The sequence below is a fragment of the Trichocoleus sp. FACHB-46 genome (assembly GCF_014695385.1).
Classification (GTDB): domain Bacteria; phylum Cyanobacteriota; class Cyanobacteriia; order FACHB-46; family FACHB-46; genus Trichocoleus.
On sequence record NZ_JACJOD010000041.1, the window covers coordinates 118,998 to 143,566 of the forward strand.

Annotated in this window: 22 protein-coding genes; 11 read left to right on the plus strand and 11 right to left on the minus strand. The window is 49.8% G+C overall.

Going from position 1 to position 24,569, the window contains the following annotated elements:
* Positions 1 to 232: 232 nt before the first annotated feature.
* Positions 233 to 1,171 (minus strand): RluA family pseudouridine synthase, encoded by a 939-nt coding sequence (locus tag H6F72_RS24015; RefSeq protein ID WP_242017100.1) that lies wholly within the window; start codon positions 1,169 to 1,171, stop codon positions 233 to 235.
* A gap of 200 nt (positions 1,172 to 1,371) precedes the next feature.
* Between H6F72_RS24015 and H6F72_RS24020 the strand changes: the two genes are divergently transcribed.
* A complete protein-coding gene (locus H6F72_RS24020) occupies positions 1,372 to 3,288 on the plus strand; it encodes a GTPase family protein (protein WP_190441716.1) in 1,917 nt (638 codons plus the stop codon).
* Between the two features lie 155 nt (positions 3,289 to 3,443).
* Here H6F72_RS24020 and H6F72_RS24025 read toward each other — a convergent pair whose 3' ends face one another.
* The 3 genes from H6F72_RS24025 to H6F72_RS24035 all read right to left on the minus strand — a co-directional run bounded on the left by H6F72_RS24025 (position 3,444) and on the right by H6F72_RS24035 (position 6,011).
* The gene (locus tag H6F72_RS24025; RefSeq protein ID WP_190441717.1) at positions 3,444 to 4,028 is read right to left on the minus strand and encodes a hypothetical protein; all 585 of its coding nucleotides are present in this window, start codon (positions 4,026 to 4,028) and stop codon (positions 3,444 to 3,446) included.
* A 255-nt stretch (positions 4,029 to 4,283) separates the two neighbouring features.
* Positions 4,284 to 4,925 (minus strand): L,D-transpeptidase, encoded by a 642-nt coding sequence (locus H6F72_RS24030; protein ID WP_190441718.1) that lies wholly within the window; start codon positions 4,923 to 4,925, stop codon positions 4,284 to 4,286.
* A 324-nt stretch (positions 4,926 to 5,249) separates the two neighbouring features.
* A complete protein-coding gene (locus H6F72_RS24035; RefSeq protein WP_190441719.1) occupies positions 5,250 to 6,011 on the minus strand; it encodes a metallophosphoesterase in 762 nt (253 codons plus the stop codon).
* A gap of 272 nt (positions 6,012 to 6,283) precedes the next feature.
* On the opposite strand from H6F72_RS24035, the gene H6F72_RS24040 reads away from it, so the two are divergent.
* A complete protein-coding gene (locus H6F72_RS24040; protein ID WP_190441720.1) occupies positions 6,284 to 7,099 on the plus strand; it encodes a nucleotidyltransferase in 816 nt (271 codons plus the stop codon).
* A 15-nt stretch (positions 7,100 to 7,114) separates the two neighbouring features.
* Here the strand turns inward: H6F72_RS24040 and H6F72_RS24045 are convergent, their stop codons facing one another.
* The gene (locus H6F72_RS24045; RefSeq protein ID WP_242017101.1) at positions 7,115 to 7,651 is read right to left on the minus strand and encodes a GAF domain-containing protein; all 537 of its coding nucleotides are present in this window, start codon (positions 7,649 to 7,651) and stop codon (positions 7,115 to 7,117) included.
* Positions 7,652 to 7,946: 295 nt separating this feature from the next.
* On the opposite strand from H6F72_RS24045, the gene H6F72_RS24050 reads away from it, so the two are divergent.
* The 3 genes from H6F72_RS24050 to lysS all read left to right on the plus strand — a co-directional run bounded on the left by H6F72_RS24050 (position 7,947) and on the right by lysS (position 13,971).
* Entirely contained in the window at positions 7,947 to 11,183 is a 3,237-nt protein-coding gene (locus H6F72_RS24050; RefSeq protein WP_190441721.1) for a tetratricopeptide repeat protein, read from the plus strand.
* 2 nt (positions 11,184 to 11,185) lie between these two features.
* Positions 11,186 to 12,103: an alpha/beta fold hydrolase gene (locus H6F72_RS24055; protein WP_190441723.1), complete on the plus strand. Its 918-nt coding sequence runs from the start codon at positions 11,186 to 11,188 to the stop codon at positions 12,101 to 12,103.
* A 149-nt stretch (positions 12,104 to 12,252) separates the two neighbouring features.
* Positions 12,253 to 13,971, plus strand: a complete 1,719-nt coding sequence (gene lysS / locus H6F72_RS24060; protein ID WP_190441725.1) for a lysine--tRNA ligase — start codon at positions 12,253 to 12,255, stop codon at positions 13,969 to 13,971.
* Positions 13,972 to 14,066: 95 nt separating this feature from the next.
* Here the strand turns inward: lysS and H6F72_RS24065 are convergent, their stop codons facing one another.
* Complete coding sequence (locus H6F72_RS24065) at positions 14,067 to 14,669, minus strand: glyoxalase-like domain protein (RefSeq protein ID WP_190441727.1); 603 nt, start codon at positions 14,667 to 14,669, stop codon at positions 14,067 to 14,069.
* 268 nt (positions 14,670 to 14,937) lie between these two features.
* On the opposite strand from H6F72_RS24065, the gene H6F72_RS24070 reads away from it, so the two are divergent.
* The 4 genes from H6F72_RS24070 (at position 14,938) to H6F72_RS24085 (ending at position 18,266) form a co-directional block, all read left to right on the plus strand.
* Positions 14,938 to 15,618 carry an RNA polymerase sigma factor gene (locus H6F72_RS24070; protein ID WP_190441728.1) on the plus strand — a complete coding sequence of 227 codons (681 nt, stop codon included), beginning with the start codon at positions 14,938 to 14,940 and terminating at the stop codon, positions 15,616 to 15,618.
* Positions 15,619 to 15,707: 89 nt separating this feature from the next.
* Positions 15,708 to 16,742 (plus strand): tetratricopeptide repeat protein, encoded by a 1,035-nt coding sequence (locus tag H6F72_RS24075; RefSeq protein ID WP_190441729.1) that lies wholly within the window; start codon positions 15,708 to 15,710, stop codon positions 16,740 to 16,742.
* Positions 16,743 to 16,888: 146 nt separating this feature from the next.
* Positions 16,889 to 17,917 (plus strand): dihydroorotase, encoded by a 1,029-nt coding sequence (gene pyrC / locus H6F72_RS24080; RefSeq protein ID WP_190441730.1) that lies wholly within the window; start codon positions 16,889 to 16,891, stop codon positions 17,915 to 17,917.
* 202 nt (positions 17,918 to 18,119) lie between these two features.
* Positions 18,120 to 18,266 carry a S26 family signal peptidase gene (locus H6F72_RS24085; protein WP_190441731.1) on the plus strand — a complete coding sequence of 49 codons (147 nt, stop codon included), beginning with the start codon at positions 18,120 to 18,122 and terminating at the stop codon, positions 18,264 to 18,266.
* 206 nt (positions 18,267 to 18,472) lie between these two features.
* On the opposite strand, the gene H6F72_RS24090 is transcribed toward H6F72_RS24085, so the two are convergent.
* Both H6F72_RS24090 and H6F72_RS24095 read right to left on the minus strand, forming a co-directional pair.
* Positions 18,473 to 19,177 carry a hypothetical protein gene (locus H6F72_RS24090; RefSeq protein ID WP_190441732.1) on the minus strand — a complete coding sequence of 235 codons (705 nt, stop codon included), beginning with the start codon at positions 19,175 to 19,177 and terminating at the stop codon, positions 18,473 to 18,475.
* A gap of 223 nt (positions 19,178 to 19,400) precedes the next feature.
* Entirely contained in the window at positions 19,401 to 20,255 is an 855-nt protein-coding gene (locus H6F72_RS24095; RefSeq protein ID WP_190441733.1) for a DUF2267 domain-containing protein, read from the minus strand.
* A 752-nt stretch (positions 20,256 to 21,007) separates the two neighbouring features.
* Here H6F72_RS24095 and H6F72_RS24100 point away from each other — a divergent pair.
* On the plus strand, positions 21,008 to 21,430 hold the full coding sequence (locus tag H6F72_RS24100; RefSeq protein ID WP_190441734.1) for a hypothetical protein: 423 nt from the start codon (positions 21,008 to 21,010) through the stop codon (positions 21,428 to 21,430).
* A gap of 250 nt (positions 21,431 to 21,680) precedes the next feature.
* On the opposite strand, the gene H6F72_RS24105 is transcribed toward H6F72_RS24100, so the two are convergent.
* Positions 21,681 to 21,962, minus strand: a complete 282-nt coding sequence (locus tag H6F72_RS24105) for a hypothetical protein (protein WP_190441736.1) — start codon at positions 21,960 to 21,962, stop codon at positions 21,681 to 21,683.
* 289 nt (positions 21,963 to 22,251) lie between these two features.
* Here H6F72_RS24105 and H6F72_RS24110 point away from each other — a divergent pair, with 289 nt between their 5' ends.
* Complete coding sequence (locus H6F72_RS24110; RefSeq protein WP_190441738.1) at positions 22,252 to 23,220, plus strand: endonuclease/exonuclease/phosphatase family protein; 969 nt, start codon at positions 22,252 to 22,254, stop codon at positions 23,218 to 23,220.
* 40 nt (positions 23,221 to 23,260) lie between these two features.
* On the opposite strand, the gene H6F72_RS24115 is transcribed toward H6F72_RS24110, so the two are convergent.
* Positions 23,261 to 23,662: a hypothetical protein gene (locus H6F72_RS24115; RefSeq protein ID WP_190441741.1), complete on the minus strand. Its 402-nt coding sequence runs from the start codon at positions 23,660 to 23,662 to the stop codon at positions 23,261 to 23,263.
* Between the two features lie 15 nt (positions 23,663 to 23,677).
* Positions 23,678 to 24,457: a trypsin-like serine protease gene (locus H6F72_RS24120; protein ID WP_199299268.1), complete on the minus strand. Its 780-nt coding sequence runs from the start codon at positions 24,455 to 24,457 to the stop codon at positions 23,678 to 23,680.
* Positions 24,458 to 24,569 lie beyond the last annotated feature (112 nt).

Sequence of the window (24,569 nt, forward strand, 5' to 3'; positions counted from 1 at the left end):
CACCCTCAAGTTTAGATGTTCCAGTTGCCCAACTGTCTGCCAATGAATCTGCCAATGAATCTGCCAATGAAAAACCCCTGGGCGTCTTTCCGTGTTTCGACTCCAGGGGTTCTTCAGTTCTGACTTTGCTCCTCACACATTTATATCATCGTGCTAAATCGGTAGAAACGGTATCTGCCTTATGACAGATTTCAAACTGGCTCACTACACAGTTCGTTCTAAAGTCATCCTATCAATCGCTCAGCTCGCCTGGAGCAGGACAGACAAAGCTGATAAGCTGCTGGGTTTGAGGATGGGTAAAGGCCAGTTGATAAGCATGAAGATGATAGCCACAATCTCCGGGTACGGGTAATTTCTCGGTCTCTGTTGCGGGTGGGCATTGTGGAACACCTCCCACATCGTAAAGCGGATCGCCTACCAACGGATAACCGACAGACGCAAGGTGAATCCGGATTTGGTGAGGTCGTCCAGTCTGAATAGTTACTTCCAGCAGCGTGCTGGCGGCGTTGCGTTTAATCACTCGACAGTCACTATGAGCAAATAGTCCATCTGGCGTGGCCCCATAGATGTACCCTAAAACCGGATGCGGAATTTTGCCGATGGGTTGGGTAATGGTGAAGTGAGGCTCTAGATTTGGAGCAGGGCCAATCAAAGCTCGATAAACTTTATGAATTTGGCGATCGCGCATTTGCTGGCTCAAATTAGCTCTAGCCAAGGGCGATCGCGCAATTAGCATTAAACCTGAAGTGCCTCGGCCCAAACGATGAATGGGGACGGGTTCTATTTGGAGATAGCGTTGTTGTAGTTGCCATAGCAAGGTATGTTCTAAAAAGCCGCCGCCCGGTAACACGGGCAGACCAGAAGGCTTTGCGACAATCAGCAAATCTGAATCTTCGTGCAGCACCTCAAAATTCAGCGGCACCTCAGGTTCTTCCCAAGGGGGGCGGTGATAGGCCAAAGATTGTCCGAGTCGTAACTGGGTATTAGCTTCAACCTGTTTGCCGTCTAGCAAAACTTGCCCAGCGGCAATCCGTTCCTGCCATTCTGCTTGACTAGAGTGGCGATAGTGTTGGGTGTAGTACTGCAAAACGCTCAAGCCAGCTTTGGTGCGACTCACTTGTTCTCGATAAACCCAACCCCGATTCATAACCGTTTGGCCTGAGGCTTCCATAAACCAGTCCACCTTAGACTGTACTTCTGACTGTAACAGGCATCAATCACTAGGCGTTATTAGGTATTAGTAGGCATTAGAGCGATCGCAAATGAAATCAACCGATTTGCAGCGAACCGTTTCTCCCACAGACAGTAGACTGCTGACAAGATAGACAGGTAACGTTGGACTCAGCAGTCTAGTCAAGGCAGGGTAGAGCAATGGTGCGATTACAGTTGTGGCAGTGGGTCGTATTAGCACTTCCGATCGTCAGCATTGTTGGTTTTCTGCTCATCGCCGCAGGCGTGCAAATCCACGAATGGCATCTGAACTGGATTTGGGCTGTATTTACCCTCGGTTTGGTCGCTTGGCGGTGGCTACTGGTGCAGTGGACTCGACCTGCGATCGCCCAGCTAGAAGCAGTGATGGCGGAGATGAGCGCCGAACTAGAATCTTCCTCAGATGTAGCTACTCAGTTGCCTGGGGGTAAAGAAACTGCCAGTACAGCAGAGGCAGCTTTCCAAGAAGTTCTGCAAGCTGCCCAAAGCGATCGCCCCATTTGGGAAGATTGGCAAACCTTCTGGAACCGCTGTCAGGATTTGGTGGCCGCGATCGCTCACATCTACTACCCAGATGTAAAATATCCCCTACTCAACATCTACGTGCCCCAAGCCTACAGCTTAATTCGGGGTACGGTGGATGACCTCGATCAGTGGATGCAGAAGCTCTCACCAGCCTTGAATCAGGTAACGGTGGGCCAAGCTTACCAAGCCTACGAGGTGTATCGAAAACTGGAACCTTCGGCTCGGAAGCTATGGCAAGTTTTAGGCTGGGCCCAATGGTTTTTGAATCCTGCTGCTGCCTTGGCGAAACAGGCCAGCCAACGCTCTAATAACCAAGCTACCCAGGAACTCCTGGTGAATTTAAGTCAGATGCTCCGGGAAGCAGCGCTACGAAACTTATGTCGGCAGGCGATCGCGCTTTACAGTGGCGACACCTTACCCACTGCAACCTTCTCTACCGCTACCCCAACCCTTCCCCAAGCCAAAACCCAAACTCTCCGTGATATCCTCTCCCAAACTGAATCGCCGGAAGTGGTGGCACAAAAACCCGTCAATATGTTGTTGGTCGGGCGCACCGGAGCGGGCAAGAGCAGCTTAATCAATACGCTATTTCAAGCTGAGCTAGCCGAAGTAGATGTTTTGCCCAGCACTGATCAAATTCAGAACTACCATTGGCAAGCCCAAACAGGTGAAACTCTAACGCTGTGGGATACACCAGGATATGAGCAGATTAATCGGGCTGAGCTACGCGAGCAAGTACTGGACTATGCCACGACAGCGGATCTACTCCTGCTGATTACGCCTGCTCTCGATCCAGCTTTGCAAATGGATGTGGACTTCCTGAAGGAGATCAAAACAGAGATCGCAGACTTACCTGTGATTGTGATTGTCTCCCAAGTCGATCGCCTACGTCCAATGCGTGAGTGGACACCACCCTACGACTGGCAATGGGGAGAACGCCCTAAGGAAAAGGCGATCCGAGAAGCCACGCAGTATCGCTCTGAGCTATTAGGAGAGTTTTGCGATCGGGTGCTTCCGGTTGTAACTAAAGATAGCAAAACCAATAGAAATCCTTGGAATGTTGATGCGCTCTCAATGGGATTGGTGGAAGCGATCGCTCCTGCGAAGCAACTGCGTTTGGCTCGTTTTCTGCGCGATCGCGAAGCTCGTACAGTGGCAGCAGCCAAAATTATTGACCAGTACACCTTCCAAATGGCAACGACTCAAGGACTCACCGCATTACTCAAAAGTCCAGTTCTCCAGTTTGTCTCCACCATGACCACTGGATCTCCAGCCTTAGCCCAGTTGCTCATGCAAAAGATTCCAGTTGAGCAGTTGCCTGTAGTAATCGGCAAGTTACAGATGGCTTATGATTTATTCTCGCTATTGGGCACAGGAGACACCAAAACTCGCAATTTTGACTTGCTTACTCTCTGGCCTTTATTACTAGACAATCCTGCGTCTCCAGAGCGAAACGCTTGGGCTTTTGGTCACGCCTTAGTGGAGTACTGGGCCCAGCATCTCACTGTAGAACAGCTCCGAGAGCGCCTTGAATTCTATCTGCAACAGATTTGAACTGGCTGCATCAATGATTAAGCGGTGCGTTGCGCTTCGCTTCACACACCCTCTACAATCTTACTTCTGGAGGGGGTCTGGGGGACGCAGCCGTCCCTCAGCGGGGGTTTGGGGGCAGGTGCCCCCAAAGGTTCGGCATCTAACTCAAAAAAGGATTACCAGAGACCCGGAACACCAGCGCTACCGTCATCAGTTGTCGCACCTGTAGTAGGGCTAGACTGCTCAGCATCTTGAGTGACACCAGGAGAAGTTTGGCTTGGCTGAGTAGTAGTAGAGCGCTGAATTTGAGTTTCGCTCTCGGTAGTACGCCGAATCGTGGTGCCAGACTCGCCTGTGGTCTCTGCACCGGAACCACCAGGAGATTGCATTTGCTCCATTGTGGAGCCACCTGTAGGCTCATCGGTAGGAGTTGCTTCTTGGGTATTCACCGAGCCGCCAGTTGAGTTATTAGACTCGCCTGTGGTCTCTGTACCGGAACCACCAGGAGATTGCATTTGCTCCATTGTGGAGCCACCTGTAGGCTCATCAGTGGGAGTTGCTTCCTGGGTATTCACCGAACCGCCAGTTGAACCACCAGTAGACTGACCCACAGAAGGAGCGCTGCGATTGTAGGGAGCCTCGTTAAAAATACTAGGGCTAGGGTTAACTTGGGCAGCAGCAGGGAAACCCACTAAAGCAGTCGCACCAACCACACCTGTCAGAATTGCGAGAGTTTTGCTCAAATACTTGTGTCCGTTCATCTGTATCTCCTCTACCTTTGTACTAAAAAGTGAATTAGGACTTAATTGCTTTTGAATGGATGTTTTGGTTTTCTGGTGCCAATGCAGCTTATGGCGACCCCAGTATTTACGAAGTGTAAATAGCTTGTGACGACTGTTTGTCTCCCTTCAGACTGATGTTGCTCTCTCTCAAGGTTGAGCTTGTTGACAAGAGGTTGAAAACCCGTTAGCTTTTGGCAGAAAATCACGAAAACTTGACTTAAGCTTCCTACCGCTTTAGGGCATAACTTTGACAGGGGTACCTAAGCTTACTTTTTGGAAAATTTCTTCGACATCTTGGTTGTACATGCGTACACAACCATGCGAAGCTGCCTGACCGACTGATTTTGGATTAGGGGTGCCGTGGAAACCAATCCAATTCTTACCATTGGTCCAAAAGCCAATCCAGTGCCGACCTAAAGGGTTATCCGGATCTCCTCCCTTCACTGCTTCACCCGTAAAAGGATGAATCCAAATCGGATTCCGCAGCTTTTGCTGTACTCGCCAGGTTCCGAGGGGAGTTTCCCAACCAGGCTTTCCGACCGCGATCGCATAACTTTTAACGGCAACATCTCCTTGATAAAGCGTCACTCGTCGTTTACTGCGGCTAATTTCTAAACGGATGGGTTGCTCAACCGAGGGATTGGCTGGAATGGTGCTTGGGGTTAAGGCTGGTGTTGATGGTGAGGTTGGAGTTAGGGCGGGTGTTGGCGTTGGCGTTGGCGTTGATGTTTTTGGTGTTGGTGCTGGTTCTAGGCTTGAAGCTGGTAAGGGGGAAGTTATGACATCAGCAGCTTGAGATATTTGAGGGATAGAGATAGGAGCTAGTAAGCTCAACAGCAAGGACAAGATAGCTGGGCGAGTTAAGTACTTCAACATTGTGCAAAACAAAAGTGGCAGAGAGTTTCCATCGATTTTTCTGTAATATTTTTCTATAAGTAATGAGATCAGCGATCGCGACCTTTCTGACTGCATCTCTGAGGTACGGTCAAGTACTGCTGTAGATAGAAGCAGGCTGGAAAGTAAATCCGCATCCCCCACAAGCAAGAAATCCCCAGCCTTGCCTCCTGCTTGACTGGGGATTTCTTGTTAATTCAAACGATTTAGAAATTAGCCGAGCGATCGCTCTACCATAATCACATAATCACTGAAGTCTCTTTTCTCTCTTTCCAATCTCTAGGATGGCAGCACAATTATTGGTAATTATTCAGGATTAAGCGATACTTCCAACAAGTGAAAGGGAGGATGGTCAGGATTGGCTTTTTTCAAGAGAGGGAGAGAGACATTGTAGACCGGAATATTGCTACTGGTGTGCCCCTGCAAATGACCGTTGTGGGCGTGACCATGAAAAGCCGCTGTGACTGAGTAACGAGTTAGAGGCTCCTCCAAACGACTAGAACCTAAGAAGGGAAAGATTTCCGGTGGTTCTCCCTCGATAGTCTCTTGAATTGGGGCGTAGTGCAGAATAGCGACTCGGTGGGGCGTTTCTAAGCGAGCTAAGGCCGCTTCCAGCTTCAATGCTTCATCCACTGCTTCATGCACAAACCGCTTGATGCTTGCTTCTCCCCAAGCTCCTAAGGCTTTAGAACCAAAGCCACCACCAAACCCTTTAACCCCAGCAAAACCAACTCCTTCAATCTCGCAGGCTTCCCCATCTAGAACTTTCACTCCAGCCTGTTCCAAGATCTCCCTGACTTCATCTTGCTGGCCTGACTCATAGTCATGATTGCCAAATACGGCGATCGCGGGGATTCTAGCTCCGGTCAATTCCTTAACCAAAACGTGAGCTTCCTCAGGCAGGCCGTAATCCGTCAAGTCACCACATAGCAATAGGATGTCTGCCTGCTCACTGGCTTGGGCAAATAGTGGGTACAACTCTCCCTGAGAGGTTTTGGTGCAGTGAATATCTCCTACGGCGGCTATCCGCACAGTCTGTTTTGCGACAGTATTTTCTGCGATCGCCATCCGTTCCTCTCACTTCAAATCTCTACAGCTTCTGCCCCCGATTATGTCGTGGGTCAGCCAGAGTTACCTATTTCTTCAGGCGCATTTTTCGAGTTGCCAGGAGTGATATCACAGGATTCCGTAGGAGATCATTTCGCTCTCCGGATTGAGGTCATTATTTCGTACTTACGTCAGGGTAGAAAATACTACTGAAATCGCCTAGAATTTTACCTTATTTATGTTTAGGTATGTAGGTGGTAGCTATTTATAATTTCTATTTCTAGAGAACCACAATGCCGTCCCACGCCCTGCACCTAGCTGACCTCGATCCGCATGTCCGCGACTTTTACTGTCGTTCGCTCCGAGTCTTGCAACAAGCTCAAGTGCCCTTTTTAATTGGCGGCGCTTATGCTTTTGAGCGCTATACAGGCATCGCGCGACCGACGAAAGATTTAGATTTGTTTGTGCATCCGCGAGATGTGCAGCGAACTTTTGAGGTGTTTGGAGCGGCGGGATACGAAACAGAACTGTCAGTACGTCATTGGTTAGGCAAAGCCTTCTGTGGTGATAACTTCGTGGACCTGATCTTCAGCTCCGCCAATGGCTGTGCGCCAGTCGATGACGCTTGGTTTGAGCATGCCATCACCGAAGAAGTGTTGGGAATGACGGTACAAATTTGTCCCATTGAGGAAACGATCTGGTCTAAGGCTTATGTAATGGCCCGCGATCGCTTTGATGATGCGGATATTGCCCATCTATTGCTAGCTTGTGGCGATGAAATCAACTGGTCACGCTTGTTGTCTCGGTTTGGTGACCATTGGCGAGTGCTGTTTAGTCACTTAGTTCTATTCGGGTTTATTTATCCCGGAGAGCGATCGCGAGTGCCAGAGGGAGTGATGAATCAGCTCACCCAGCAGTTGCAGCAAGAAACGAACGCCGCACCAATCTCGACTAAGCTATGTCAGGGAACACTATTAGCCCCGTTGCAATATCGACCTGATGTTGAAGAATGGGGCTATAAAGATGCTCGGCTTCATCCTCCCAGCAATCTCTCCCAAGCTGATGTTGAACAGTGGACAGAGCACTTAATTCAAGAGAAAGAAGCTTAGGTGGCCTAATGCAGCCTAATGCAGCAGTTGGGCCTGGATCTGGGCGACAGCAGCCTCAGTTAAATCAATACATTGCTGATCCCGGCTGTGAGCTTCAGACCGGAAAAAGACTAAGACAACTTGCAACTGCTCGATGATCACAGGCAAACCTAAGCCTGCCTTGGCACCGAAAGCTTTGGCAATTTGGTGTCGCAGAAAGTAGGATTCTGACTCGGCAGAAACATCTACCATCCACTCTGGAGTTTGAGAGGCCCAAACTCGACCAGGCAATCCTTCCGCAGCATGCAAGACAAACTTTTGGCTACAGGCGTGAAAAGACTCCCAATCCAGTTTGCGATCGCGGCTCAACCGAGTCTGAGTTTGCCAGGTTGAACTGATCTGGAGCACTTTGTCATCGATCGCTATCCAAGCCTCGCCATACTCCCAGTTCATCGTTTCACAAGCCGTTTCGAGCATCGCCGCCAGAACAAAATCAAACTCTGATGAATTAGCCCTTGGAGAAGTAGCCAGTGAGGGTGGACAAGCTTCGAGAACGGGTTTTGGCTCGGTCATGGATTAAGGTTTCGCCTCAAGGGTGGAATCAGGACTGCCGCTCTAGGGAATGAATTCTAGTGGGACATCTGTGCTGCCTTATTGTCAGAAATTGACTCAAGATTTTCGGTAGCGAGGCCGACTGTTTGAGAGCAGGTTAGATTAGCGATAGTATTGCTTGCGTGGCTGCGATGCTTAGATCTAGGGTTTTGAAATCATTCTGGCCTGGTAATCTCTAGGACACTGGGCCTGATTTTGATTAACCTTGAGAAAATAAGCGATCGCCCACCCCGACTCACAGACAAGGACGAGACCAATGAAGCGCCAAAATCAAGACATTTTTGCCCTGGTACCGCGTGGCGGTATTGCCCTCTCTATCCTCCTACTGTCTGTTGGTGTCGCCAATGCTCAACCCACGCGCTCCAAAACATTACTCCCCCTGGACTCCAGCGTAATTGCTCAGCAGTTGGGTATCCCACAGTCGGGCGAACTCATGGCGCAGGTGCCGTCCAACGAAGTCGTCGCAGAGCAGGTGCAGGCGGAAGTCAACCGCACTTTGGGACGGGCACTTACTTTATTTAATGTCTTGTTGACTGTTCTGATTGTGCTGCTCGGAACCGCGATCGCCACACTCTGGTTTCTGCGCCGCGCTGTGATTAACGAAATCGCCATCCGCGCCAAAGAGCAAATCGAAGAACTGGGCACCTTGGAAGTCCAAGTCACCAAGGCCACTGAAGATGCCAGAGATGTCTTAGATGCGGCAGAAGCGATCGCTGAGCGAGTGGAGCATGAAACTAAGAATCTGCAAAAACGCATGGCCCAAGAAAAAGGGAACCTTGCTGATCTTGCCACCGATTTGACCGAAACTAAATCGCAACTACTAAACGAGCTACAAGCTCAACTGCAAACCGCAAAGCAACGATTAGCTGAATTTGAGTCAGACTTTACGACGCATATTGCCGAGCTGCAATCGGGCAGTCAAGAGCGTCAGGCTCGCACTCTAGAGACTTTTGCCACCGCAGAACGCGATTTTGCGGGCCAACTCACCCAACTGCAAGCGATCGCCCAACAGCACAAAGACGCGATCGTGGCTGATTTAGAAGCCGTCAAAGCCGAATTTACACCCCAAGTCACCGAGCTGCATACGGTAGCCCAGCACCAGCAAGCAGAAGTGCTGAAAAAACTGCACCAATCTGAGCAACACTTCGTTGGGCAACAAGCAGAGGTGCTAGAAAAATTGCATCAGTCGGAGCAGCAGTTCAGTGGGCAATTGGCACAGTTTGTCGCCACCGCTCAACAACGCCGAGATGTGACGCTGCAAGACCTAGAAGCAGTCAAAACCGAACTTACCCCGCAACTCACCGAGCTACACGCCATCGCTCAACGGCAACAAGAACAAGTTTTGCAAGACTTGCAGCGATCGGCCCAAGGTTTTACGGCTCAGCTCACCGACTTGAAAAATACAATCCACCAGCAAAAAGAGCAAGGCTTGGGCAATCTGGAAACCGTCCGAGCTGATTTTGCCGCTCACTTGGCGCAATTGCAGACAGCAGCGCAACAACAACAAGAGCAAGTGCTTCAAAAACTCCAGCAGTGGCAGCAAGACTTTGCCATGCAACTCACCGATTTACAGGTCAGCTTGCAGCAGCAGCGTGACCAAGGCGTAGGCGACTTAGAAACCGTCCGGGCTGACTTTGCGGCGCAATTGGTACAGTTGCAAACTGGGGCACAGCAACACAAAGACACGATTCTGCAAGATCTGGAGCAGCTCAAATCTGGATTCGGACCTCACTTGGCGGAACTTGAAGCTGCCACCCGCCACGAGCAGGAACAAGTGTTGCAACAATTGCAGCGATCGCAACAGGACTTTGCCGTGCAATTGGCAGCACTTCAAGCCGCGGTGCAACAACAGAAAGATCAAGGCTTGGGCGACCTAGACCGCGTCCGCTCAGACTTTGCGGCTGATTTAGCCCAACTGCAAACCAGTGCCCAGCAGCACAAAGAAACGGTATTCCAAAGTCTGGAGCAACAGAAAACCGATTTTGCCCCGCGTCTGGAACTGCTCTACACCAATGCCCAACGGCAGCAGGAGCAACTGCTACAACAACTTCAAAAGTCGCAGCAGGACTTCGCCAATCAACTGGCAGGGCTGCAAACTGCGGTGCAACAGCAGAAAGATCAAGGCTTAGGCAATCTAGAGCAAGTGCGGGCCGACTTTGCTGCGCGATTGGCTCAGTTACAGCAAGATGCTCAGACCCAAGCGCAACAAAAGAGCGTCCAAATTTTGGGCAACTTGGACCGAGCCGAAACCGAATTTGCTACCCAGTTGGCACGACTCCAAGCTGACAGTGGCAATCATAAAGACGCTACTGTCCAGAATCTAGAGCAGTTAAAGTCAGAATTTGCCGCCCGCCTAACCGAATTGCAAACTGGGGCGCAGGCTCAGAAAAACCAAATCTTGCAGCAACTCGCAGAGATCTCGCCGCAACAGATCGCGGAAGGTTTCATGTCAGATATGCAGCAAAAATTGCAAAGCCTGAGCGAACAGATTGCCACTGTGACAGCCGCGCAATCGCAGCTCCAAACCCTCCGCGACCAAATTACTGCTTTAGAATCTGCGACTCAGCCGCAATTACAGGCTTTCGCCGAGCAAATTACAACCCAAATTACGACGGTACAATCCGAAATCCAACCCCAGTTGCAAACTCTAGCTGAGCAACTCATCACCCTCCAGACCAACCGCCCAGAGCTATTCTTGCGGCCTGATGAATTTGTGGAGCAGGGCAATCGCGCCTTTGAAGCCGAGCGGTATGAAGAAGCGATCGCCGCCTTTGATAAAGTCTTGGAACTCAATCCTAACCATACAGGTGCAATTTACCAGCGCGGTCTAGCTCTGAAGGAATTGCAGCAGTACGATGCCGCCTTTGCCGCCTTTGAGAAAGTGGTGCAAACGGAACCCAACAACTACAAAGCCTGGTTGAGCCGTGGCTTAACGTTGGGCCGCTTGAAGCGTTATGAAAACGCGATCGCCTCCTTTGACCATGCCTTAGAGCTAAAGCCCGACTATCACGAAGCCTGGGTCAACCGAGGGGTGGCGCTGGGCACCTTGCAGCAACCCAAAGAAGCGTTCAAGTCCTTCGACAAAGCGGTGCAGTACCAACCGGATGACGCTGTAGCTTGGATGAACCGCGGCTTGGCGCTACTGGAAGTGCAACAGTACGAGGAAGCGATCGCCTCGTTCGATAAGGTGATTGAGCTGAAACCAGAGTCCCCCAAAGCTTGGGATAAGCGTGGTTATGCCTTGGTGCAGTTAGGCCGCGATCCCGAAGCTCTGGAAAGCCTAGACAAAGCTCTGAACCTGCAACCCGACTATGCCAGTGCGGTCTACAACAAAGCCAACTGCTACGCGCTGCAAGGGGAGGTAGACCCAGCCCTCAAACACTTGCAACGCGCGATTGAGCTTGACTCGAAGTACCGCGAAGAAGCCAAGACCGATATCGCCTTCGATCGCCTCTGGGAAGATGAATGGTTCCGCCAGTTGATTGAGGCTTAGATATGACTCAGCAATTACAAACCCTCAACACAACTGCCACCACTACAGAAATTGGCGGCACTGTGCAACAGTATCTGTGGAATTATCAAGGTCAAGAATTTGCGATCGCCTACGAAACCCTAGGGCAAGGCGCTCCTATTTTACTACTGCCTGCATTCAGCACCGTCTCCACGCGGGCAGAAATGGCGGGATTAGCCAAACGCTTAGCTTCCGAGTTTCAAGTCGTGGCGATCGATTGGCTGGGGTTTGGGGAATCGGCTCGTCCGCCAATCAACTACGAACCCGCTGTCTATCACCAGTTACTCCAAGAATTCGTCGGGGCCATATTTCAGCAACCTGTTGCAGTTGTAGCCGCAGGACATGCCGCAGGCTACGCGATGAAGCTGGCCCAGCGGCCTGGAGTTTTGTCTCGTGTAGCACTAGTCGCCCCGACTTGGCGTGGTCCGCTCCCGACGATGGGCGTGCAGCCCAAAGGCGCAGGTGTGGTGAGAGGAACAGTGCGATCGCCCCTCTTGGGTCAAGCATTGTACAAACTCAACACCACCCCGTCTTTTTTGGCGTTGATGTATCGCCGTCACGTCTATGCTGACCCCGCCAACGTCACCCCAGATTTGGTCGATCGCCGTTGGCACAGCACTCAGCAACCCGGAGCCCGTTTCGCCCCTGCCGCCTTTGTCACCGGAGCCTTAGATCCCGTCCGCGATCGCGCTGATTTCCTAGCTTGGTGCCAACCTCTGCCCACACCGCTGATGGTGGTAATCGGAGAGCAAGCGCCGCCTAAATCCAAAGCAGAAATGGAAGCGATCGCCGCCCTACCTGGAGTCCAAACCCAAAAACTAACAGGCTCGCTGGGTTTACATGAGGAATATCCTGCTCCACTCGCCGAAGCAATTTTGCCGTTTTTGCGATCGCCTGATTGATACCAAAAGCAATCGTTATTTGGACGAAAAGCCTCCAACAATGGATGGGCTTGGCGACTATAATCAGATTTTGTTCTTGACCTGTTGAGCTAGCTGTGGCGAACAGGTGCACCTAACCCATTGTTAGCTTGGCCGTTACTGATTAACCTATGTCTTCTGAGCAGTCCCGACCCGAAAATCAAGCCAATTCTACCCTAGAAGAAATTCGTGCCAACCGCCTGCAAAAGGTGGAGCAACTGAAACAAGCGGGACTGACTCCCTATGCCTACCGTTGGGAAGTTACCCATCACGCTGCCGACCTCCAAGCCAAATTCGCTAACTTGCCTGATGGCGCGGAAGATCCGTTAGAAGTCGCGATCGCCGGACGAATTTTGGCGCGACGGGTGTTTGGTAAGCTAGCCTTCTTCGCCTTGCAAGACGAAACTGGCACCATCCAGCTTTATTTAGACAAAAAGAAAATTCAGTCAGGCATGCCAGAAACGCCGGATGCCTTCAACTTGCTGAAACAACTCACCGATGTAGGCGACATCATTGGCGTGCGCGGCAACATTAAGCGGACCGAAAAAGGTGAGCTGTCTATCTACGTGAGCGAATACGCCATTCTCACCAAGTCACTCTTACCGTTGCCTGACAAGTGGCACGGTTTGACTGATATTGCTAAACGCTATCGCCAGCGCTACGTAGACTTGATCGTTAACCCAGAGGTACGCGAAACCTTTCGGCGACGGGCGTTGATTACCGCAGCCATGCGACGCTATTTGGATCAACAAGGCTTTATTGAAATCGAAACTCCGGTGCTTCAGAGTGAGGCGGGCGGTGCAGAGGCGCGGCCTTTTGTCACCTACCACAACACCTTGGAGATGGACCTGTACCTGCGGATCGCCACTGAGTTGCACCTGAAGCGGCTGATTGTGGGTGGCTTTGAGAAGGTGTTTGAGTTGGGTCGAGTGTTCCGTAATGAAGGGATTTCCACACGGCACAACCCCGAATTCACTACGATCGAGATTTACCAAGCCTACGTTGACTACAACGACATGATGGCGCTGACCGAGGCGTTAATCACTTATGCGGCTCAGTCCGCTTTAGGCACACTCCAGATTACCTACCAAGGTGAGGCGATCGATCTGACTCCACCTTGGCGACGGGCAACAATGCACGAGTTAGTACAAGAGAAAACAGGCATTGATTTCAGTCAATTCCAAACCTTAGACGAAGCTAAAGCAGCAGCACGTCAAGCCAAGATTGGCGGAGTTGATGAGTGTGAATCCATTGGCCACATCCTCAACGAAGCTTTTGAGCAAAAGGTGGAAGCGACGTTGATTCAACCAACGTTTGTGCTCGACTACCCCGTAGAGATTTCACCGCTCGCCAAGCCGCATCGCTCCAAGCCCGGATTAGTTGAGCGCTTTGAGTTGTTTATTGTGGGTCGAGAAACAGGCAATAGCTTCTCGGAGTTAACTGATCCGATCGATCAACGGCAAAGGCTGGAAGCGCAGGCGGCTCGCAAAGCAGCAGGCGATCTGGAAGCCAATGATGTGGATGAAGACTTCTTGACGGCGCTGGAGTATGGCATGCCCCCCACGGGTGGTCTAGGAATCGGCATCGATCGCCTGGTGATGCTGCTGACCGATAGCCCTAGCATTCGAGACGCGATCGCTTTTCCACTCCTCAAGCCCGAAAGCAGCCTGATTGAAGGGCACAAGTACGATACCAAGACTCAAACGCTAGAGATCGTTCTGCGTGGCCTTGCTTACAAGTACCATGACGTACCCGCAGTGGTGTATCAAGGCTTGGAGACCGCCACCTCTAAGGGGCAATACTTTAACGAGCACATCAAGCCCAAATATACCTGCGAAAAAGTAGGTTAGCCGAAGATACCTAACCCCCAGCCCCTTCCCTACTAGGGAAGGGGAGCTAAAGTTAAAGTCCCGCTCCGCCCTGGAGAGGGGTTGGGGGAGAGGGATTAATTCGAGACTTCTGCCAGCTCGATCACGCGGCCTTCCCAGTCCTTGACTAAGAAGTTCAGGGGTTTTTCGCGGCGAATTTTGTGCTTAATGCCTCGCGTTTGCACTCGCATCAGCACTTGCTCTAAACAGTCGCGATCGAAGCAGACGTGGCGTTGGCGATCTTTTTGACCGAGGCTGGCTCCAGAGATCACATGCACCTGGGTGTTTTTCTTGAGTTGGTACCAGAGGCCATCGGTGCCATTGAAGTTGCGAGTTGCAGTCGCCGGTCCCCCTAAACCTGGAGACATATAGAGTGGGTCAACGCTGGTTGCGCCCAGACTTTGCTCATAGTTGTAGTAGTAGTGCAATGGCACCTCAGCAGCAGCCAAGCCCAGCACTCCTTCATAGAACTGACGACCGGACTCCAAGTCGGACACCATTATGGTGTGCACCTTTGGGGCACTGGTAAGAAACATCCACATCGCTCCGGCATAAGCTGCCAAGAGCAAAACCATAATTCCTTGCGTTGACAAGAGGCTGTCTAACGGCAGGGCTGGGAAAAAAGCTCCCAAAGTTAGAGGCTGAGACAGGAAGGGCATCACACTCAATGCTAGAACCATGAATTAAGTGAGGGACTTAAGCCAGTTGAACAGAATTCTAGAGATGGTGGCTGACACACATCGCTAGTGATCTTAGTCTATCAAGGCTAAACCTACCTCATCCAAACTTCAAAAAAGGCTCACTTGTGGCGGATTGAGAATTGAACACCAACTGTTGCTTAGTTGCCACGGCCTCGTTTTCAGAAAAAGAGTTTTAATTGGGGAAAAGCGTAGATTATAGTAAGAGTCAATTCCGATTAGAGACTCAGCCAGTCAGTGACTGAAAATCGTGCAAATTCCTACGTTTCCTGAAAGCAATCATCCGATTGTCCAATCGCTCTTTCATCATAGCGATCAGGAGTTGTTGACGCTGTTTCAGCGCCATCCTGATTCGGGGCGATATTTTACGGCTATTTTTTGTCGCTACAGCCCGATTGTTTACACTCTAATTCGGCACTCAGCGCGATCGCCCGTGCAGGCTGACTACCTCTTTGCCATTACTTGGCGGCACGTCTTTCATGAGCTAGGTGGGTTAGATTTGCGATCGAGCCAGCTCTCGAATATTGAGAACCTGACGTTGCAAAATTGGCTGATTAATATGACAGCTTTTTGCATCAACCAAGCCGAATTACCTCCGGTCGAATCGGTGCATTACTCTTTGCAAGGCGCTTCACCGCCGCTGTGGTGCTACGTCGAGCAAGCGTTAGACCAGTTGCCTCCAGTGCTGCGGCTGATGATTTTGATGGCTCAAACCTTTCACTGGAGCGAAACTCGAATTTCGGCTTACTTGCAGGCGGAGGGGGAAGCAATTTCGCCCGCAGAAGTTAAGGTGCGGTTGCAAGAAGGCTACCAACTCCTAGAAGAAGCTCTCCCAGAAGATATTTGTGAAATTTATTTAGGTGGGAATACTAGGGATCGGACCGATGGGTTCGACTTTAGTTCGATCACGTTGGAACCTAGTGTTGAATAAAAACCGTTCGTCGAATTTAGCTGAATCGAGTCAGCTTTACGGCGCTGGGTGCCTGTGATTCCATCAAGCTTGGTTGTGAGGAAATTGTCATGAGTCGCCGTTTATTAGCAGTCGTCCTTGCGTCCGCATCACTGTTGACAGCTACAGGTACAGTTTGCCTGTTCAACTTGAGCGAGGCTAACGCTGCCAGCTTAAATGAACAGTTAAATATTCCTGTCAATAACGGCACTCAGGGTGAGCTGCGAGATGAAGCCGATCGCTTGGTTCGCCTAGGCGGGCAGTACGAACAACAAGGCTCACTTGAAAAGGCAATCGCCTCTTGGCAACAAGCGGTGAAGCTCTACCAACGCATTGGCGATGTCTCGGCCACTGGCCTGACCTACGACTTTATTGGCCTGACCTATGCTCAACTCGGCAGAATCCGGGAAGCAGAAGACGCCCTGCGTCGACGTTTAGCGATCGCCCGTGACAACCGCGACTTTAGAGGCCAAATTTACGGCCTAAATAATGTGGGGACTGTTTTGTTGCGTCGTGGAGCCCCACAAGCCGCTGCCAGTGCCTTTAACGAAGCACTAACGATCGCGCAGAATATCAATAGCTTGGAAGGTCAGGGCTTGTCTTTGAGCAACCTGGGCTTGGCAGCTGTAGCGACCGGAAACTACAACCAAGGGATTAAACAACTAGAATCAGCCCTGACTTACCGACGTCAGGCAGGCGATCCTAGTGGTGAGGCCAGCACCTATAACAATTTGGGTGATGCTTACCGAGGAGCGCAACGGTATCAAGATGCAGCCAATGCCTATGGTGTGGCCCTACGGTTGGCTCGCACTAGTCGCGATCGCCCCAATCACCTTCGGGCCATTGATGGCTTAGTCGCGTCCTATCGCCCCTTGGGTAACTACACCCGCGCCTTAGAGGTTCTCGATCAGCGTCTTGCTTTAACCCAAGAGCAGAGCAACCTGCGTCAACAGCTCGCAACATTGCGATCGCTAGCCGAAATTTATCAAGCCTCAGGGAACCGGGAAACGGCCCGTAATTTCTATCAAAGAGCGATCGTAGTGGCACGGGCGCTAGAAGATACCAGAAGCGAATCTTTGCTCCTCGATCAACTCCGCCGTCTTTAGCGCTCCCCCAAGTTCTTAGTGGGCGATTCTCCTTGAGGGATGCTTCGCGATCGCCTGCTGAGGAGAAGCCCCGGTGATTTAACAGTGCATGGCCTTGTTAGCTTATGTCTTCCGTAATGAAGTACTAGCGGTTTTATAATTACGAGATGCAAAAGCTTACGATAACCCGACCTGACGACTGGCATCTGCATCTCCGCGACGGTGCCGCGCTGAAAGCAGTTCTGCCCCATACAGTGCGTCAGTTTGCCCGTGCGATCATTATGCCGAACCTGAAGCCTCCAGTGCGCTCCGTGGCTGATGCTGCTGCCTATCGCGATCGCATTCTTGCCGCTATTCCGACTGGTAAACAGTTTGAGCCGCTGATGACACTCTATCTCACTGACAACACCAGCCCTGAAGAAATTATCGCGGCCAAAGCCTCCCAGTTTGTCAAAGCGGTCAAGTACTACCCAGCGGGCGCAACGACCAATTCAGACTTCGGTGTGACGGACATTGGTAAGTGCGATCGCGTTTTTGAAGCGATGCAGCAGGTAGACATGCCTTTACTCCTGCATGGGGAAGTAACCGATCAAGATGTTGATATGTTCGATCGCGAGAGAGTGTTCGTCGAGCGACATTTGATCCCCCTCAAGCAGCGATTTCCTCACTTGCGCGTGGTGCTTGAGCACGTTACCACCTCAGATGCTGTGCAGTATGTCCTGTCTGCCAACAATGTCGCTGCAACGATCACGCCACAACATCTGTTATTTAACCGCAATATCCTATTTCAAGGTGGCATTCGCCCCCATTTCTACTGCCTACCAGTTTTGAAACGTGAGGAGCATCGCTTAGCACTTTTGCAAGCGGCAACCTCTGGCAATCCTAAGTTTTTTCTTGGCACCGATAGCGCCCCCCATCCTCGTGATAGCAAAGAAAGTTCCTGTGGCTGCGCGGGTTGCTATTCGGCTCTGCACGCGATGGAGTTGTATGCAGAGGCGTTTGAGAGTGCTGATGCACTGGATAAGCTTGAAGCGTTCGCTAGCTTCTATGGACCAGATTTTTATCAACTCCCGCGCAATAGCGAACAGATTACTTTGACTAGAACGACTTGGCGCGTTCCCGACGAGGTTCCATTTACTGAATCTGGGCTTGTACCTTTACGGGCAGGCCAAGAGATGACGTGGCAAATGGCGTAACAGAAGCATGATCCCTACTTCTCGACCAACTTTCCGCCGTCTCTTTCTCAAGTTCCTAGAAGTGAGCGATTCTTCTTAAGGGATGCTTCGCCGATCGCCTGTTTATGCAAAACTCAGCGATCGCTTCTATTCCCCACAACGAAACAACTTGGTCGTGGTCGAAGCTCCTCCTCAACTAGAGGCATAAAACCTGCATGATGACTTGATTAAACGTGTGGTTGATCTACCAGGAGATGTGGTGCAAATTCGTGATGGAGAAACCCTTATCAAGGGCAAAATCATTGCAGAACCTTGTATCAAGGAAGCTACCTACAACTACGGACCTGTAACGGTTTCTCAGCGTCATTGACCTTGCTTGCCCGCCGCTAGTAACCTCTCATATACAATCTGAAGTCTTCGGTCGGTGTGCAACGGGATTGTTAGGCAGTATGAGGCACTACTCCTACCCACTGAGGAGAGCTACGTGACATGAATTCAACATGCATGTCCCCCTTCCCTCCTCTGCGGAGAAGCAAGCTAGGTAGGGAAGGGGTTTGGGGTTGGGTGCAAAAAGAATTAGTTGACGAGAACTTGGCCGTTATTTTGGATGCGGATGGCTTCTTGGTCGCTACCCAGTCGAGTGGTCTCATCTAGAGCAAAGCCGATCGCGCCTGCTTGAGCACCAACGATCGGGGCGATCTGTACTAAGCCTCGGTCAGGACGAAGGGTGGTGATCGTCACGGGAACAGGTAAATCTTGCAGCATGACTTCAGCGCCACCTGCGAGCGATCGCGGCTGTGTATGACCAATCACTTCATAGGTGATTGTAGTACCCGTCTTGTTTCTCAGCATCACATCGACTCTGCCGTTGATCGGAAGCACCGTGGCGATCGCATTTCCGAGGCTTTCGGGGAGAGGGGGTTGAGCAGGAGCTGTTGTGCCGACTCTGCCAGAGGAAGTTCCAGGTAAAGTGGTGGATGGGTTAATTCGATATAGCTGGTTGTTAATGCTGCCTGTTGCATTGCCCGTCACGTTACTAGTCGTGCTACCAGTAGTATTGGCACTCTGGGTAAAAGCATTAGCTTGACAACCGGAGGGAACCAGCCGAGTGCTGTTGTAGGGTTCTTCGTAATAGATGCGAGGGCAAGGATTCACCGATGAGCGGGATGAGCGGGTTTGAGCCGTGACTTGATTGATTAGCGGCAAACCTACTAATAAGCCTCCCACAACCACCCCCACGGCTCCTAGGGGGAGTTTTTTGACGGGATTAAGTTGAATCATGGTTTTCTTCTACAAGCCATCGAGTTAAAGATTGAATTTAAAGCTGTTTAAGTCAGCAATTGATGATCCAATTTCTTTGATCATGAAAGGCATATTGTCGATTGATCAGCTATCTATTGGCTGATCAATCAACTTCAAAGTAGGTAAAAAAAAGATCGCCCTCCCTAAATTGAGAGCGATCGCAGACAAAATATTAACTCTGAAGAATCAGGCTGAATTTTGCTTAAGCGTGATCCCACATTTGGCGAATTTTGCCAGGCAAGAACTCAGCGATCTCTTTGATCCGATCTTCCGAAAGCTCATCTTTGGCTGCGGAAAAGACTGCTTTAAGAACGGTGTCTACATCAGTTTCCTGTGGGATGCCTGCTTCTTGGCGAATCCGGAACAGAAAGGTATCTTCTTTGATGATCAGGGGAGGACGAACTCGACTGAGGAAGCGCACCAAAGGATTTGTGTCGATCCACAAGTCAGCTACTTCATTTTGCAGCGCTTTCTCGTCTGTTGGCTCCATCGGTTCATGCAGCTCTTCAGCCACACGATCGACCGCTTCATTGGTCATCATGTCGCGCATGGTGCGGAACACGACTTCAGTAATGTCTCTGGCGTCGTATAGGTCAGTCAAATTGGCCTTGACCATGACCCGCTCTAGGAAAGGCGAGTCTTTGTCAGCGATCGGAACTGCTGGACCACTCTCCAGTGCTTTCGGTGGGTCTGCGTTCATTTCGTCCAACATTTGCCGACCTTTTTCGGTCAACTCTGCTTTCTTGAAGGAAATGAGATGAGGTAGAGGACCGTCAGCAGCCCCAAAGCTGTTAGCAATTCTGAAATCGAACTCTTTAGGAGCAACTGCATCAGGAACATCTTCCTGGTTGCCGTAGGCATTGCCTGTAAACTCAGCGTTAATGTACTGCCGTTGGTTTAAATAATCTAAGTGACCGAGCACATCTTTCGGGGTGATTTTCAAACCCGCAAAGTCCGTCTCGGAGAAATTTACTTCGTCGGGACCAGGACCGCGATCGCACTCATCAATTTTTTTCAACATGATGTAAACTACATCATCTCGGATGTCAATTGGCATAAAATTCTTCCATACTTCAATAGGGTTCAACGGCTGAAGCATTGATCTCTATTGATTTAGGCTTGTTAAACCCAGTTTTTATCAAAGCAGACTCAGAAAAAGCTCTGAACAACCCTGCCAAGAATTTCATCAGATTGAATTGCTACAGCCATCGCTATTGAAATTAGTAGGAGAAGGACAACTCTTTCATCTGCCACAGGAAACATTCACTAGGAGGAAATCTGCTAACCTGACGCAGAGCCGCTCCTAAAATAATTAATGTTAATTGATGTCTCTAATTCGTTTCCTTCTCAAGAGAGAGGAAGATCCTCCAAAAAGAGGAAGCTTTGGAGTTAAAGGTTATGTAGGACTATCGTTTAAGTCATGAATAGCTTATTGCAGGGGTTGCAGTAAGATTCGGTTCAAGTTAGTCCTTTGTGATTTTGACTTGTGCAACATGTTACTGAAGGGCAGCCTAAGCTCTAAATTATCGGGTCACTCTTTGAGCCTAGCGAAATTATTCTAACGATATTATTGCGATCGCTACCCATAAGCCGTAGTAGTCTACGCTACTTTTGTAGGCTAGCAGTATCTTTATTGAGTCCTTAAGAAGGTACTTCACCAGCGAAATTAATGTTGTGCAATTGCATGGTAAGTGGCAATTGTCATCAAGATGCAAGAGTACCCTGAGGGGTACTGCGGTACCTTAACTAACTTTTCCAGAATAGGAGGTAGTTCAGTCAATATTCTCTTACGTGAAGCAGGAATTTATTATGACTAGAAGAGTTGCAGGCGTTGTTGTGATTGACGGCACTGATGATGAGAGCTGGCCATTCAGTGATGAACGTGGACATCTAGAGCAGGGGGTTGATGTCATTTTGGATGAGGGCCAGCCAGCAGGAATCGTTCAGGTGCCTCACTTACGCTGGGGCGGTGAGTGCCGAGTTGAAGTCGAGCTACGGGCTCAGGTAGTTCAAAAGAATGCGGTTCAGGTCACGGGGACCGCCAAATTATTTGAAGGAACTTCCGAGAATACAGATGACTTGGAAGACCAGCAGCAAGTGAATTTCACCGTTCCTAAAGGTGGCACTCCCACACGTCGCCAGATTAACTTGAGGAGTAGTGGGATTGGGGGTGGCGATCACGCTGAGATCTACCTAACTCTCACTAACTCAATTTATGAAACTCCCGACTAAAAACGAAGAAAAAGGACAAATTTTCGAAGAGTCTGCACTTTTAGAATAACTGCGTGAAAGTGCCAATTGAGACCTTCAATAGCTGAGCATCATTTAATCCGAACGAATCGTGACGTAAAGTTTGAGAAACGATCGCTCTTCTGAATCAGCGGAGGAGCGATCGTTTTTATTTGGATCGTTTTATTTGAACGGAGGTTAAATCCTATGAGCAAGCGAGTTACTTTGCCTGTTGCAATTTCGCAGCACGAGTTTAAGCTATGACCGCTTCTTCCAAAGAAGCAGAAGCAGCCGTAGGCAGATTTCTTAAGCCAACCCAAACCTTGTATTCATTTCTCATGCAGGTAATACAAACTTGAGCACCGTGTTCCGACAAACCTATTGCTAATCCAAAAGCTTTTTGCCTATCTTCAGCCTTATAGGTCGTGCAGAGACGGTACAGCTCGTTGCCAGAGTACATTCCCTCACGGATCTCGTTGTGATGCCAAAACTTAAAGGGATGTACTAGCTCATGGGACAAGACTAAAGGCAACATGAAACCCTAACCAAGCTTCAAACGATTCTCTTCTTTGATAGATCAAGAATGGGAAGTATACATCTATACAAAGAGGGAGTTACTGAGAAGCCCTCGTATGCTCTTGTCTAAAATAGCACTAGCCATAGGGAATACTCGGTACTAGCTTAGTGGCGATCGCAGCCTAGGGAATCGGAGCAACAGAATACGAAATCTCTTGACTCTGGCTTGTTTTAGTAGAGGGTAAGGTTGGCTAGATAGAGCTTGCAGTAGTTTGCCTTCCCCTTAACTAAATCCGTGTGCTTGACTCATGATCTTTTTCAACTTAGTTCTTTGGATATCAGCGATCGTACTGTTAGGGCTGAGTTTAGTAACTGCTTGGTGGTACAAATTTTGGCTACTTGAGATTTTAGGGACGGGGTACTTGTGGTTTGCTGGGGCCACTCTGTTGCTATGGATCAGTCTGCTGCTGATCAAACCCTTACGACCCAAGCGGGGGCTACAAATTGTGCTAGCGATCGCGCTGATCTTTTATGCTCAATTTACACTGAGTTGGTATATTCCTAGACTTCAGGACATGAAGTCAGGCGGGGCACCTGTGACTGTCATGACTTATAACGTTAACTATCAGTTATGGGATACCACAGCTACCGAAAAATTGATCAGAGCTTATCCTGCGGATATTTTTAGCTTAGTTGAGCCGACTAAAGAGCAAGCGACCGAGCTATGGAATGAAGTTAAAGATCTATATCCTCACTACTACCGAGCCACAGGTGGCAACCTCAGCTTGTTTAGCCGCTATCCCATTCAGGCTGCAAAGACAGACAACCTCCAATCAGCCCATCAAAGTCTTTTTGCTACTCTAGAAATTTCGGGTAAAACCATTCAAGTCGTTGCGGTTCGACCACCTGCGCCTCAAAATAAAAACTATTTTAATCGTCGTAACCAAGTTCTACGGACCTTGGCAGCTTATACGAAACAACAGAAAACACCATTGATTGTGATGGGAGATTTCAATACAACGGCGTGGTCATTTTATTTGCATGAGTTTACTCAGCGATCGGGACTGCGTAATGCTTCTGTGGGGCATGGTCTGCATCCCACCTGGTATTATGCCACCTCTGGGAAGGCGACTCCCTCAACCCACAAGTTTTTCCAATTCATCAAGGTTCCTCTCGATCATATCTTTGTCAGCCCTGGCATACGAGTTGATCAGGTGATGACAGTACCTCCCGGCGTTTCGGATCACCGTCCCCTGATTGCTAAACTTAGAGTTTGATGTGCAATGGCTGGGAGGGCTGGCAGGAACAGAAGGTATGCTACTTTCCGGGCCACCAGTGATATCGCACGAGTGATTGCCCAATTAAAGGTTCGCAGCCAATCTGATTATTGTTTGGATCAAGTCCATAGGGATCAGGCGACAGTACCTGGAAATTGCGATGCGGTATGTCATTACAAGTCAAGCTTGATAATTTTGGTGAAAGACAGATATCAGGATATGCAGGACTGCAATCAGCTTGTGATTGGCTCTGAGCACACAATTGAGTCAGATTAACAATCTGCCCCGCTTCTGTCTGGGCGTAGCAAGTTAAAGAAGCCAAGTTTGCAGGTTCTAGAGGATATTCGGTATTCTCAAAGAGAGAGCGACCAGAAGCAGCTTCAGGGCAGGCTAGGAGTGCGATCGCGTATAAGCTAGTAGCCAAGCTTAAATATTTCAGCATTGTATCTACCTAGTTTTAAGGCAGCGTCATATAGTTTTTCAAGAAGTTACGAGCTGATTCTGTATCGAGTCGATAAGTGACATTCGTAGCTCGGCAGACGGAGTCTCCAGAGACGGTTATCGCAGCAACAACATTTGTAGCACCTAGGAAATTAGGTCCACCGGAGTCGCCAAAACAAGCACCACCATCCCCTGTAGCAGGATTTTGTGACATGCGTAGTACCGTGGGGTTAATGGCACTGAAGCTGGAAGTAGAAACCATGCGTAAATTGCTGCGGCCAAAACTCGGCTGCCCACCTCCTACTTGCCGCTCTAGCGAACCGTAACCTACTGCCGTAAATTTCTTATCCTTTAAACCATTCTTGGCAGCTTCTTGGTCAAAGAAACCTGCTGTCGGTAATTGAGCAGGGGTGATTCCAGTAACTGGTTGATCTAGCTCAATAACTCCAATATCCCCCGTATCCGATTGGCTCTTGTTGTAGCCCGGATTGATATGCATTTTCCCTGGAAAACGAGTGGCACCTTCCGTCAGATCGGAGTCAAAGGAGACAAATGCTTGAGTGATGCCACGGGACTCAGCTGCTTCAATACAGTGCGCTGCGGTTAAAAAAATCTTGGGAGAAATGAGGGTTCCTGAGCAAATTGCACGGAGTCCTCTTCCCGCGTCTACCATCATGGCACCTACATTCGGATGTCCGTTGCCATCTGGTTCACCGTAGGTGATTGCTTGGGCTGGGGCGATCGCAAGCAATAAAATTCCTAAAGTCTGGGCGCAGATAAGCATGTTTCTTGGCACAGGATTTCCTCAAAATTGATGAAGTGACTCAATGCTCTTTAGCTTTTCAGCCGGGGAGCTGGGCTTGCAGATTGCATCTATCTCGTTGAGTTTATTATCACGATGCTAGTTG